Origin of the sequence: Stenotrophomonas sp. WHRI 8082 (assembly GCF_040223995.2) — a bacterium.
Classification (GTDB): Bacteria; Pseudomonadota; Gammaproteobacteria; order Xanthomonadales; family Xanthomonadaceae; genus Stenotrophomonas.
Genome location: NZ_CP167826.1, coordinates 3,899,699 through 3,913,067, shown reverse-complemented (window position 1 = coordinate 3,913,067; position 13,369 = coordinate 3,899,699). Strand labels below are relative to the sequence as shown.

Sequence of the window (13,369 nt, the reverse complement as noted above, 5' to 3'; positions counted from 1 at the left end):
GCACCGGCACGCCGCACCGGGAGCAGACCCATGAGCCCGACCGGTTGGTGGACCCTGTCGCTGCTGCTGTTCGCCGCCAGCGTGGCGCTGTTCGGTGCGCTGTACTGGATCCAGGCGGTTCGACAGCAACGCAGTGATGCGACGCTGCAGTCCGCACTGCAGCCCCGCGCGTCAACCGTGCCGACCCCGGCAGCACCGCGCAGCGCATTGGCTTGGCTGGAAGCCATCGGCCAGCGCTTCAGCGGCGGGCGCATCGAACGTGCGTTGCTGGCCAGCGAGGACCGCATGCTGCTCGACCTCGGCGGCTGGAACACGCGCCGGGGCACGGCCATCTATATCGCCCTGCGCTTGCTGCTCGCCGTGGCGATCGTCCTGCCGGCACTCGCCCTCGTGGACGCCGAGGGCGCCGGACGGGTGTTCACCGTGATCGCCGCGCTGGCCGCCGGCCTGCTGCTGCCGAAGATCGTGCTCGGCATCTGGGCCGGTCGTCGGCGCAAGCGCGTCAACGACGAACTGCCGATGCTGATCGACCTTCTGCGGCTGCTGCAGGGAGTGGGTTACAGCATGGACCAGAGCCTGCAGACACTGGGCGAGAAACTGCGCCCCGCGCTGCCCGTGCTGGGTCGTGAGATCCACGACGCCAACATCGCCTATGCGCATGGCCGCAGTCGATCGCAGTCACTGCGCCGGCTGGGCGAAGCATACGACGATGACGACCTGCGCAGTCTGGTGCAGCTGATCCTGCAGGTGCATGCCCACGGCGGGGCGGTGCAGGAGCCGCTCAAGCAGTTCAGCCTGCGGCTGCGCGAACAACGGCGGCACACCCTGAAGGAAAAGGTGGGAAAGCTGTCGGTGAAGATGACCGTGGTGATGATGCTGACCCTGCTGCCGGCGTTGATGCTGGTGCTTTCCGGCCCTGCGCTGCTCGCGCTGGCTTCTACCCTCACCCGGATATGACGACGATGCGGCGACACCTGATACTGACCTTGAGCTGCTGCCTGCTGGCCACCGCGTGTTCGCAGACCGTCGGCGGCTATCGCCAGGTCGCCCCCAGCCTGGTCGAGCCCGGCGCGGACGCGGTCAACACGCGCGGCACCTACCTTGACCTGATCCAGCGCATGCAGAAGCAAGGCGCCTACTACGCGTCGCTGGCCCACATCGATGCGTTCAGGCAGCGCCATGGCGATACACCCGCCGTACGACTGCTGCAGGCCGACGCCCTGCGCCAGACCGGCCAACTGGACCCGGCCGATGCCCTGTACGTCACCCTGACGCGCGGTGACCAAGCGGCGGCGGCCTGGCACGGCATCGGCCTGATCGCGGCGCAGCGCGACCAGGATGACAAGGCGGAAGCTGCCCTCGCACGCGCGGCTCACCTGATGCCGCTGGATACCGCCGTGCTGGGTGACCTCGGCTACGCACGCCTGCGTGCAGGCAAACTCGAACAGGCGCAGGCTCCGCTCGCGCAGGCACTGGAGCTCGTACCGGGCGACCCGCGTGCCGTTGCGAACCTGGCAGTGTGGGCGCTGCTGCGCAACGACCCGGACACGGCCGAACGCCTGCTGCAACGAGGCAATGCCTCCGCGTTCACGCGCAGCGAAGTGCAGCGACAGGCCGTCGCACTGCGCCAGCGCGCCAGCAGGACGCAGGCGGCGTCCGCCACTTCATCACCCGGCATCGCGTCCGCAGATGACCGGCGCCGCGGCGCGCCGCAGCCTGCTGCTGCAGACCGCCGGACCGTCCCTGTCCGCGCCACCCCCGTACGTCCCGACAGCGCGCTTCCCGCCAACATGCTGGAGCGCTTTGGCCACATCGCCACTGCCACGGAGAGCACCCCATGACCTCACCTACCCTGCTCGGCTGCAGCCTTGCACTCGCCCTGCTGTCAGCGGCCGCCGCCGCCGCGCAGCAGGCACCGGTCACCGGGCGCATGCTCGGTGACCCGGTGGTGCCGTCGCGCACCGAGGCGCAGGCGCCTGCACCGCCTGCCGCCGACGCTGCACGAGCGTCTACACCAGGCCCCGTGCCGCCCCCTGCCTACCGCGCCGCGTCCGTCGCCACGCTGTCCGGCGAACCGGGCCAGGCCACCCGCGACCTGATCCGTCTGCAGGCATCGGGCACGCAGGCCGGACCCGGCCTGCCCGTACTGGGCGACCAGGCGCGCGCCAGCTACGCGCGCTACCTGAAGAGCTTCGAGCACGAACTGCCCGAGTACTTTGAAAACACCGTCGGGACTTCAACCAAAGCAGGGAGCAACTGACCATGGCCCGCCGCTGCGCGATACCCTGCCGCGCACGGCAACGCGGTGCCATGTCGGTGACCATGCTGCTGCTGATGGTCGGCCTGGTGACCATGCTGGGCCTGGTGGAAGTCGGCTATCTGTACTGGGCAAAGCGTGACGCGCAGAAGACGGCTGACCTGTCGGCCATCGCCGGCGCCCAGCGGCTGGATCTGTGCAGTGCCGGCCTGGGCGACAATACGGCGGCACGCCGCAACGCGCTGGTGGAAAACCGGTTCGGCGGCCAGGTCGATATCCAGTGTGGCAGCTGGAAGCCTATCCATCCGGCGGCCGACCACTTCCTGTCCGGTGCCAGCACGCAGCACGTGCTGAACGCGGTCAAGGTCACGGCACGACGCAGCGTGGTGCCGTTCTTCGGCCACAACAGCGCGATGCCGACCGTCAGCGCACAGGCCGTTGCCAAACGGAGCGCACCCAGCGCCGCCTTCAGCGTGGGTGCCCAACTGCTGCGGGTGAATGGCAGAACGCCTCTCGGCAACACCCTGAAGCTGGTCGGCGTCGACCTGGACCAGACCACCCTGCTCGGCTACGACGGACTGGCGCAGGCACGCATCACGCCGGGGGGCCTGCTGCAGGCGCTCGGCATCCCCGTGGATGCGAACATCAGCGTCGGTGACTTCAACGCTCTGCTTGCCGCACACCGCGTGTCACTGGGCCGACTGCTGGATGCAACGGCAATCGTGCTGGCGCAGTCCGGCGTGGCGGCTGTCGATCTGAGCGCACTGCGCAGCGCGCTGGCCACCCGACTCGACCTCGACCAGCTCGCCATCAAGCTGGGCAGCGATACCGCAGGGGGCGGCCTGTTCGCGCAGGTAGTGGCACCGGAGGGCACGGCAGCCAGCGCATTGGAGACGCAACTGAACGCCCTGGACCTGATAACCACCAGCATCAGCATCGCCAACGGCGGACGCGGCGTCGCGGTCAACAACCTGACCCTGCTGGGCCTCGTCCAGGCGCAGGCCGCCGTGATCGAACCGCCGTCGATCGGCATCGGCGGCGCGCATCAAGGAGGGGTCGGCATCACCCACAACGGCGCGCGCGCCTACAACGCCCAGGTCCGTGTCTTCGTCGATATCGACACCAACAACCTGCCGCTGGCGGGCGGCCTGCTGTCGTTGCTGGGCACCCGGCTGAAGGTGCCGCTGCATGTCGACGTGTCCAACGCGTATGCCGACCTGAAATCGCTGCAGTGTGGTGCCCGTCCGCGCACCGCCACCTTCGATGTCACCTCGTCGGTGCTGCGCACGTGCATCGGCAAGGTGGCCGATGCGGATCGTTTCACCCGGCGCGATGTCTGTGACGCCAGCCTGGGCAAGGAACAGCTGCTCACCCTGTTGGGCGCACCGCTGATCAACGACAAGCTGCAGTTGGCCGCGCTGTCGGGAACCCAGCGCGTGACCGTGCCCGAGAACGAAACCCGCTCCACCGACCCCAACGCGTTGCTGATCGGCACCTCGTTGATGACCCTCACCAATGAGCTCATGAAGCTGCTCGCCAACATGATCAATCCCGGCATCGCCGGCGCCAGGACCGACGATACTGCGCTGCAGTTCGCCGGTCAGTTCCTGGATGCGACGCGGCAGGCCAGCGGCCGTTACGATGTCGATCAGGCCGTCAAGGTGCTGCGCGGTGATGTCCGCGTCGCCAACTTGAATCCAATTGGTGACTGGTCACTGAAAGACCAGCCATCGGCCTTGAATGTCTTCGCCGATGTCACCCAGGGGCGCAATGGCGGACTGCTTGGCGGACTGCTGTCGCTGCTGCTGGGTGACCTGACCGCAAAAAGCTGCAGCGGCCTGCTGACCCAGCTCGTCGACTACAACGGCTGCGTCAAGCGCAATCTGGCCTCGTTCCTGCAGACCCGGCCCGGCGGCATCGGCGACCCGAACGCCGGCAGCGTCGTGGCCACGCCGGGTGCCACGTTGAACTGCTCCGGGGTGCTCTGTGCCGTATTGAAAGTGGCACTGGAGCCGTTAAAAGGGCTGTTGAACGAGGTCGGCAGGCTGCTCTCGATCACGCTGGCGAACGTGCTTGGCCTGGAACTCGGACGTACCGACGTGCACGTGCAGTCGATCAGCTGCAGCGGCGCACAACTGGTTTATTGACGCCATGCACGCGGCATCGGCGACAGTTTCACGCATGCTAGACTGCGCGCGGGGAACTCCACTTCAACAACAATCCACTCGTGGGTGGTCTATACATGCGACATGACTCTGGGGATGCAGCGACCAACCGACGGATCACCGTCGCGTCGATGGCGCTGTTGATGATCCTTTCCGCACCGTCGGCGTTCGCCGCACGCACCGAACGCACGCCGCGACCGGATCTCGCTCCGACCGCGCCCGTCGCCCGCACGTCGGTGGACGAGCTCCGCCAGTTGATGGATTCGCAACAGCTGACGGAACTGCGCACGACCTACAACGGCGCGTACGGCGCCAGCCTGCTGTTCAATCCGAGCACGCTGAATTACTACGTCGCGCTGTTCCAGGAAAAGAACTTCTGGCGCGTCATCAAGACCGATTCGGTGGAGAACGCCGAGCATGCGTACCGCACGTTCGTGCAGCAGACCGAGCAGCTCGCACAGGTGAGCCTCGACACCATCCGCCTGGATGCCGGCAAGCGCTACACCGAGCGCCTGGTCAGCTTCAACGAGGAGCGCCTGCGCACCCTGCAGGCGCAGGTCGAGCAGGAACGCGCGCAGTCGCTGCAGGTCAGCACCGCGCTGCAGCAGGCACAGCAGCAGGCCGTCAGCCTGAGCACCGACCTGCAGAGCAGCAACAGCCAGCTCGATACCCTGCAGCAGCGGATCCAGCAGTTGCAGTTGCAGCAGGGTAACCCGGAGACCACGCTGCCCGCGCCGACGACGACGCCGGCCGCACCGGTGGTCGGCGACTGAGACCCGGCACGGGTTTCCGTTCCACCGACATGATGCACGCCGACGGCGCCCAGGGGCGCCGTCATCGTCTAAGGTGCAGGCTCAACGGACGGCGTCGGGGTCCTCCATGACCGGCAGCGCCTCCGCCGTTTCGCGCCAGGCCTCGCGCATGCGCCTGCGCTGCTGCGGCGAGGTGTAGAGATAGATGTTCAGCGTGTCGAGGAACGTGGACTGCTCCAGCGTGGCCAGGTCAGCGAACTGTTCCAACAACAGCACGACGCTGACAGGAGGCAGGGGAAACACATCGACACCGGATGATCAAAGCGGAGCCCGTCAGGATACCCACCGCCGCTGCGCGGGCGCATCGGACCCAGCTGAATCCCGGGGGTCTACTCCGACTCCACTGCCTTGGCCCGCGCTTGTTGGGACGCGTTGACCAGCCCATGTGCGATGGCGTAGTGGAAGACGTCTGCGTCGGTGGTGAGGTTGAGCTTGCGCATGGCGGCAACCTTCTGCGTACTGACGGTCTTGCGGCTGCGACCGATGCGCTCGGCGATCTCGATCACCGAAAGCCCTTCGGCATACATGCGCAGCACTTCGTTCTCGCGCTTGGACAACACCGCGCCGTGATCGGCCATTTCAGGTTCGACGGCCAACCGGGACTCGACCTCGGGCGACTGATACGCGCCGTCCGCCGCTGCCATGCGCACGGCCGGCAACAGGTGGTCCAGCGGATCGCTCTTGCTGACGATGCAGCGGACGCCCGCCGCCAGAATGTTCCTCAGCACCAGGGGACTTTCCATGCCGGTCAGCACGACCAGCCGGGTCTTCGGGAAACGTCGCTGCAGGAAACGCAGCATGGCAATGCCGTCACCGTAGCGGCCATGCGGCATCGAAAAATCCGACACCACCACGTCCACGCTGCTGCTGCTGACCAGATCGACCAGCGCCGTGGAATCCTTGACCATGCCCACCAGTTCCAGCCCGGGCTGGAACTGCAACAGGTGGGCGATGCCTGCCAGCAGCACGGGATGATCATCGGCAATCACGATTCGGAGTTTCACGTCTGCAGCCCGTCCATAATGGGGTACGGCGGTCACTATATGCCACCTCGGCACGTAGCTGGCATATAGTTGCGCCGCTGCCCGTCTGCAGGCTGCCCCCCCGATGAGAGCTGGAGTCCAGAATGGTCGATAACTCGATCCGTGTAGCCATAGCCGACGACCACCCCCTGATCCGGATGGCCATCGAAGCGGCACTTGATACCGTACCGGCGATCGTCCATGTCGGTTCTGCCGCCAACTCCACAGAGCTCATCGCCCTGCTCGATGCGCACCCGTGCGATGTCGTGGTCACCGATTTCGCGATGCCCCAGGGCGCGCACGGCGATGGTCTGCAGCTGCTGCAGCTGCTGCGTTCGCGCTATCCCGAGCTGCAGATCGCCGTGTTCACCGGACTGGACCAGACCGCTGTCGTCCAGGCGCTGTACGACGCCGGCGTCAACCACATCCTCAGCAAGGGGGACGATGTCTCGCACGTGGCGGCCGCCATCATGGCCGCGCATGTCGGCAGACGCTATCTCTCTCCCAGCGTGGCCCCGCTGTTGCCAGCGCGCAGCAGCCAGCGCAGTACCGTGCCACTTTCGCCACGGGAGCGCGAAGTGCTGCGCCTGTTCGTGGGGGGTATGAGCATCAACGCCATTGCCGAGCACCTGGACAGGCGCAAGCAGACCATCAGCACGCAGAAGGTCAATGGCATGGCCAAGCTGGGTGTGGAGCGTGATGCCGACCTGTTCAAATATGCGATTGAGCTTGGCCTGGACGCTCCCGCTGCAGGCTGAGCCGACCGCCGGACCGGTCCGCTCCATCAACTGTCCTGCGCGGTCGGCGGAAGCTGCGCGGCATGTTGGTCCACCAGTGCAAGCAGATCGGACAGCGCTGCATCGAGTGCGACGCCATCGACGGCTACGCCCTCACGCAACTGCCCTTCCATGACGCCGAAGCGGGTCCCCAGCGCGCGATGGCCCAGCATCATCAGCACGCCTTTCACGGCATGCAGGCGATCGAGCAGGCCGTCGTGGTCCTCCGCGAGACGCGCTTGCGCGATCCGCTGCAGGTCATCAAGCGTGCTGGTCACGAAGGTGCGGCGCAATGCATCCGGCAGGACCATCGGCGGCGGGTCCGCATCGCCCGCCTGCGCCGCGATCCGCCCCCCCTCACGCGGGCCTGCAGGCGCACCTGCCGCGAGGTAGGGTTCCAGCGCGCGCGCCAGCGTGTCCAGGTTCATCGGCTTCAGCAGCAGGTCAGTGATGCCCGCCGCCCGACAGCGCTCGCGCTCGCTGGCAAGCGCCGTCGCGGTGATTGCCAGGATCGGCACGGCACTGTCGCGCGCGCGCAGCGCGCGGGCCAACGCGTAACCGTCCATCACCGGCATGTTGATGTCGGTGAGGACAGCCAGGTGTACATCGGGGCGCCAGGCAAGCAGGCCGTCACTGCCGTTCTCCGCAGTGTCCACGCTCAGGCCCAGTGTCTCCAGCTGCTGCTGGATCAGCTCGCGGTTCACCGCATTGTCTTCAACCAGCAACACGCGCCCCTGCGCTGCCTGCATCGCGCTGACCGGCGCTGCGGCGACGACGCCGGGCGCCCCCTCGACGATGTCATTCAACGCCCGCAGCAACGCGTCGGCGGCGTAGCTGCTGACATGTACGCCATCGTCCATCGGCTGTGGCGACAAGGGCCCATTCGGAGACGCGCGGACGACATCATGATGCAGCGCCGCCAGCGCATTTTCCTCGTCTGCCGTCCAGGCGCGTCGCTCGCCGAACAGCAGCAGCGTGGTATCGGCGTGCGGCAACAGCTGCAAGGGGGGCTGCTCCAGCACCGTCACCTCCGCACCCCAGCGCTGCAGAAGACCCGCGATTTCATGGCGCCACTCCGCTGCCGCCGACAGCAGCGTGATGCGACGGCCGCGCAGCGGCTGTGCGCTGCTGACCGGAGCCCCCTCCGGCTGCACGGGCACCTCGAAGGTGAAGACGCTGCCGACGCCCAGGGTGCTCTCTGCGCGGATGCTGCCCCCCAGCAGCCGCGCCAGCTGCTGGCACAGCGCCAGCCCAAGGCCGCTGCCGCCATAGCGCCGAGAGATGCTCGCATCCGCCTGCTGGAAGGGCTGGAACAACTGCGCCAACGCCTCCTCGCCCAGGCCGATGCCAGAGTCGACCACCTGCAGGCGCAGCATCGGTGCAGCACCTGGCGGACGCTCCAGCAACTGCGCGCGTACCACGATACGGCCCGACTCGGTGAACTTGACCGCATTGCCAAGCAGGTTGTTCAGCACCTGACGGATGCGGTGCATGTCCGCCTGGAACGTGCGCTCGAGCTCTGGGGCGATGGCGTAGAACAATTTGACGCCCTTACGCTGGGCTTCCGGCGCAAACAGCAACGCCGCCTGCTCGATCAGCGGCCGCGGCGTGAATGCGACCGCATCGATGTCCAGCTGCTCGGCCTCGATCTTGGAAAAGTCCAGCACGTCGCTGATGATGCCGAGCAGCGCATCGGCCGAAAGACGGATACGCTCCACCCGTTCGCGCTGCGCCTGCTGCATCGGCGAACGCGCCAGCAGCTCCAGGTGCCCCAGCACGCCGTTGAGCGGGGTGCGGATTTCGTGGCTCATCGTGGCGACGAACGCCGACTTGGCCCGCGATGCCGATTCGGCGGCAGCGCGTGCACGTTCCGCATCGTGTCGCGCACTCCGCAGCGTCTGCTCCAGCTCCGCTTGGGCGGTCACATCGCGCAACGCGCACACCCACACGGCACGGTCGCGGTACGCAGCCAATGCCATGGCCACCTGGAGTCTCAGCGCAGGCTCTCCCGGCGCGGCGACCGGCGCGCTCCAGAGGAATTCCCGCACCGGCTGTCCGCTTGCCGCATCGGCCTGCACTTTATCCGCCAGCGCCGCATGCAAGGTCTGCCCGTCCACCGTCGCTGCCGCATCCGCCATCTGCCGGGCAAGCTCGTTCTGCACCAGCGGCTCACCATTTTCCGGATCGATCAGGACCAGGCCGACCGGCGAGGTATCGATGATGACGCGACTCAGCGCTTCACTTTCGTACACCCGCCACGCATCTGCCAGCGCAGGCATGAAGACGCGCCGATCCAGCCGCAGCAACACCCACCACAACGCGGCGAGGATCAGCGTCGCCGCCAGCAGCTGGGCCAACAGCCGGTGACCTTTGTCGTGCCACAGGTCGCCCCAGCCATAGGTATGCAGGATGCGCCAGTCCACTGCCGCCACCGGACCGGCCACCACGAACTGGCCATCCTGGTAGAACCGGACATCGGCCTTTCCTGCCTCGTCGTTCACGCGCCTGGCCAACGCGGGCGCGATGGCGGCAGCCGCACCGGCACTGCGCAGCACCGTGCGGCCGTCGTCGGTGATAACCGTATAGGCGCCCGACTCCCGCGCGTCCAGCCTTGCCTTGATGGTGTCCACCGGCTCGAACGCCACCCGACGCAGGATCGGTTCCCGGCCCTGCTGCAGCAACTGCAGCGCAACCAGCGAAGGCTGGCCGGTGATGGGATTGGCGTCGAAGGTCGACAGCATGCGGCCTCCGCCGGCTGCGCTCTGCACCGGGCCGACGGCGGGACGCATGCGCAGCGCCCGTGCTTCGGTCGCCAGCAAGCGGGTAAACGCTTCTTCGCGGCTGCTGACCCGCAGGGCACGCAGCAGCTGTGCCTCGTCGGTGACGCCGGACACGGCCAGCAACCGGCGCTTCGGTTCGTAGAAATACATCGTGACCGGCCCCACCGACCGCAGCGCGGCCACCGATGCTGCCGTGTACACCGAGTACTCATGCATGATGCCCATGTAGGCATCCAGCAGCGGCCGCGGCACCGCATTGTCCTTCGCCCCCAGCACCAGCCACGGCACCGCCGTGCGCCCTTCGGCGCGTACCAGCAGCTGCCCGCCGTTGGCCAGAAAACGGTCAGCCAATGGCGCGCCCAGCGCCTTCAGCCTTGGCTGCTGGGTATTCCACATCATCTCGCTGCCATTGATGTTGCTGGCGTAGGCGCGATCCCGCTGGAACAGGAAATAGTCGACCGCCGAGCGCGCATCGACGAAGCGCTGGCGTTCTTCGGCGTGGAACGTATCGACGTCCGAAAACACCGCCATCAGCAGCGTCGCCACGATCAGCAGGCTGACCAGCCCCCCACCGCCGAACAGCAGGCGACGCTGGTGGCGGCGCAGTGAAGCGAGCGACGGGCGTGCCTGCACGGTCGTTCCCAAGGTGGATGACAGCGGGTCCAAGGCAGTTCCTCGTGCGCGTCTGCGCGCGTCGAATCTAGCTCATCGTCGCAGGGGTTTCCATGTCGCCGCCCGGATCCGCTGTGCCGCCGATGCCTTCATCCGCAGTGTCAGCCTGCAGCGCCTCCAGCAGCGCGGCGGCCGAGTACGCCGACACCCGCAGGTCGCCGGGTGGGCCAGCGGCGCGCAGCGGCCCATCGCCGCGCACCCGCACGATCCGTCCACGGAATCCGTCCACCGTTCCTCGCGCCGCACGCTGGTTCCGCTCGAAGATCACCAACGGCAGTGCGCGGCATGACGCCACGGCCTCGATCTGCTGCAGCGACTCCAGCACCACCACCTTGGCGCCCCAGGCACGCAGACGACGGGCAAGCTCTTCGCGCCACGTCACGGTGGCGGAGTACAACAGCACGCCGCGCCCCTGCAACGGAAGCGCAGCGTCAACGGTTGTTTCCACGGCCTGTGCCTGGATATCGAAACCGAACACGCTACCCACCCCCGGCGTGCTGTGTACATCGATCTCACCGCCCATCAGATGACAGAGCTGGCGGGACAGCGACAGCCCCAGGCCGGAGCCGCCGAAACGGCCGGCAATGGAGGCATCTGCCTGAGCGAACGGCTCGAACAGCCTGCGCTGTTGCACCTCGCTCAGGCCGACCCCGGAGTCGGCGACTTCCAGCCGCAGGCAATGGGGATGCCGTGAGGAAACGGCACGGATCTCGATCCGACCAGACGCGGTGAACTTGACGGCGTTGCTGACGAGGTTGCGCAGCACCTGCTCCACCCGGTCCGCGGCACCGCGGTACCGTGGCGCCAACGACCCATCGACCAGCAGGTCCAGGTCCACGCCCTTGCCCTGCGACAACGGCGCGTACAGCAGCGCCACCCGCTCCAGCAGCAGGGTCGGCTCGAACACGGCGCTGTCCAGCTCCAGTCGGCCGGATGCGGCACGCTCCAGGTCCAGTACATCGTTGATGATCAGCAGGAGCGAATCGGCGGACTGGGTGATGCGGCCCAGGCGCGCACGCTGCTCGATATCCAGCGACGAGCGCGCGAAGAGCTCCAGATGGCCCAGGATGCCGTGCAGGGGGGTGCGTATCTCATGGCTCATGGCTGCCAGGAACCGGGACCGGGCGCGGTGCGCCGCCTCGGCTTCATCGCGCAGCTGGTCTTTCTGCACCTGCAGTTCCACCCTCGCGGTCAGGTCCTGCAGGGTGCACAGCAGCACCCTGCCTGCACTGCGGAAGAGCGGCGTGGCATTGACGAGCAGGTGCGTCGCCACCGCGCCGCGGCCGCCTGGGTAGAAGACCTGGAACTCTCGGATGTCCAGGTTCTCGTCACGACGCGAAAGCGCCTCGGCGTATCCGTCGACCAGCGCATCGTACAGCGCGACCCCGGAGCGTTCGGCGGCACCGGCATAGCGGCGCGCCAGCTCGTTCTGCACCTGCGGCACGCGCTGCTCGATGTCCACCAGGCAGAGTCCTGCCGGCGTCATCTGGATCAACGAACGGAACAGGGCTTCGTTCGCGTACACCTGCATGGCGCGCGCAGCAGCGGGTGCCAGCACTTGCCGGTCCACCCACGCCAGCAGCCCCCACAGGCCTGCCATCAAGCCCGCCCACAGGGCCAGTGCCAGGTACAACATGGGCGTTCCGTCAGCCAGCATGTCCCGCCAGCCAACGGTGGTCACCAGGGCCCAGTCCGTTCCCGTCACCAATGAAGCGATCACCCTGCGGCCGTTCCGACGGTACTTGACGATGCCGTCGTCCGGATGCCACCAGATCCCGGCATCGTGCAGGGTGCCGACCACGCCATCGGAGGCTGCGCTTCGCGATCCCAGGATGACTTCTCCGTTGGGCGCCATCACCTGCAGGTTGCTGTCGCTGGCCTCGCGCAGAACCTGCGCCAGCCCCCCGGTCGGCTCGAACGCCACGAAGACACCCAGTCCGCGTCGGCCGTCGTGCGCGGGAAATACGGTGACCAGCGACGCCCGCCCGGTCACCGGGTGTGCGGCAAAGCCGATGCGCGCCTCCCCCCGGCCGTGGCTGGCACGCAGCGCGGGGACCGTATCGGCCGCCGAGGCCGGCGGTAGCAGGTGGGCATAGGCCCGTAGCTGGCCGAACGTGCCTTGGCGATCACGCTCGGCGCTCGCGATGCCGGTGCCGCTGTCGTCCAGCCCTTCGTTGATCACGACCAGATGCCCGGTGGGGTCCAGAAAGTAGGCAGCGCCCGCGGCTTCCGCATCGGGTCCGTTGAACGCCATCCGCGTGATGACCGACATGGTACGTGCCAGCGCCAGGTAGCGATGCAGCCGTTCTGCGGGCCAGTGATCGGTCCCCAGCCCCAGCACGAGCTGCGCGGTATCCTGCGCACCCTGCTGCAACCGCAGCGTCTGGCCGTCGGCCAGGTAGCGCCGGGTCTCTGCTTCCAGTACCGCCGGGTCGCTGTCCATCCGGTGCCGCCACGCGTACTCGGTCATGTTGACCAGACGCGCGTAGCTCGCGTCATGCCGGGTCAGCTGCGCATCCAGCGCGGTCCGGGCACGGATGAACGCCTGAAGCCGATTTTCCTCGTAGCTGCGCGCATGCAGCCACACCGCCGTCGCCAGCGCAGCCAGCAGCAGGACGCTCAGCAACGCGCCGGCGATCAGCAGCAGCCGCCGCGGATGGCTGCGCAGCGCGCGCAGGTCCTCGTCGTCGGCGCACGTGTCCTGCAGGGGCTGAAGACGCGCCATGATGGATCGCAGCAAGGGGCTCATGACGGAAGGGCGGGGCTGCGGTCGCGCGCGGGAGCAGCGAGGCCGACGCAGCGCAGCGGGCGTTGGGAAAGGACCATCCACGATATTCAGACCTGACGTGGGCCCCTATAGGACCCGCCTGAATCGCGGAAGCCGC

The 13,369-nt window shown here is 67.5% G+C and carries 10 protein-coding genes; 6 read left to right on the top strand and 4 right to left on the bottom strand.

All coding sequences use genetic code 11. The features are described from left to right. Positions 1-30 precede the first annotated feature (30 nt). The 5 genes from ABRP17_RS17240 (at position 31) to ABRP17_RS17220 (ending at position 5,195) form a co-directional block, all read left to right on the top strand. Complete coding sequence (locus ABRP17_RS17240) at positions 31-957, top strand: type II secretion system F family protein (RefSeq protein ID WP_349984361.1); 927 nt, start codon at positions 31-33, stop codon at positions 955-957. 5 nt (positions 958-962) lie between these two features. Beyond that, on the top strand, positions 963-1,841 hold the full coding sequence (locus tag ABRP17_RS17235) for a tetratricopeptide repeat protein (protein WP_349984362.1): 879 nt from the start codon (positions 963-965) through the stop codon (positions 1,839-1,841). After that, complete coding sequence (locus ABRP17_RS17230; protein ID WP_349984364.1) at positions 1,838-2,260, top strand: DUF3613 domain-containing protein; 423 nt, start codon at positions 1,838-1,840, stop codon at positions 2,258-2,260. The genes ABRP17_RS17235 and ABRP17_RS17230 overlap by 4 nt, the downstream gene beginning before the upstream one ends. 2 nt (positions 2,261-2,262) lie before the next feature. Next, positions 2,263-4,404 (top strand): TadG family pilus assembly protein, encoded by a 2,142-nt coding sequence (locus ABRP17_RS17225; RefSeq protein ID WP_349984365.1) that lies wholly within the window; start codon positions 2,263-2,265, stop codon positions 4,402-4,404. 95 nt (positions 4,405-4,499) lie between these two features. Next, positions 4,500-5,195 (top strand): DUF2968 domain-containing protein, encoded by a 696-nt coding sequence (locus tag ABRP17_RS17220; protein ID WP_188327071.1) that lies wholly within the window; start codon positions 4,500-4,502, stop codon positions 5,193-5,195. Between the two features lie 81 nt (positions 5,196-5,276). On the opposite strand, the gene ABRP17_RS17215 is transcribed toward ABRP17_RS17220, so the two are convergent. Next, positions 5,277-5,477 (bottom strand): hypothetical protein, encoded by a 201-nt coding sequence (locus ABRP17_RS17215; RefSeq protein WP_349984366.1) that lies wholly within the window; start codon positions 5,475-5,477, stop codon positions 5,277-5,279. Positions 5,478-5,563: 86 nt separating this feature from the next. Further along, positions 5,564-6,238, bottom strand: a complete 675-nt coding sequence (locus ABRP17_RS17210; RefSeq protein WP_349984367.1) for a response regulator transcription factor — start codon at positions 6,236-6,238, stop codon at positions 5,564-5,566. A gap of 122 nt (positions 6,239-6,360) precedes the next feature. Between ABRP17_RS17210 and ABRP17_RS17205 the strand changes: the two genes are divergently transcribed. After that, complete coding sequence (locus ABRP17_RS17205; protein ID WP_349984368.1) at positions 6,361-7,014, top strand: response regulator transcription factor; 654 nt, start codon at positions 6,361-6,363, stop codon at positions 7,012-7,014. Between the two features lie 26 nt (positions 7,015-7,040). On the opposite strand, the gene ABRP17_RS17200 is transcribed toward ABRP17_RS17205, so the two are convergent. Together ABRP17_RS17200 and ABRP17_RS17195 are read right to left on the bottom strand one after the other, a co-directional pair. Continuing rightward, on the bottom strand, positions 7,041-10,478 hold the full coding sequence (locus tag ABRP17_RS17200) for an ATP-binding protein (RefSeq protein ID WP_349984369.1): 3,438 nt from the start codon (positions 10,476-10,478) through the stop codon (positions 7,041-7,043). A 34-nt stretch (positions 10,479-10,512) separates the two neighbouring features. Beyond that, on the bottom strand, positions 10,513-13,209 hold the full coding sequence (locus tag ABRP17_RS17195; protein WP_349984370.1) for an ATP-binding protein: 2,697 nt from the start codon (positions 13,207-13,209) through the stop codon (positions 10,513-10,515). Between the last annotated feature and the right edge of the window lie 160 nt (positions 13,210-13,369).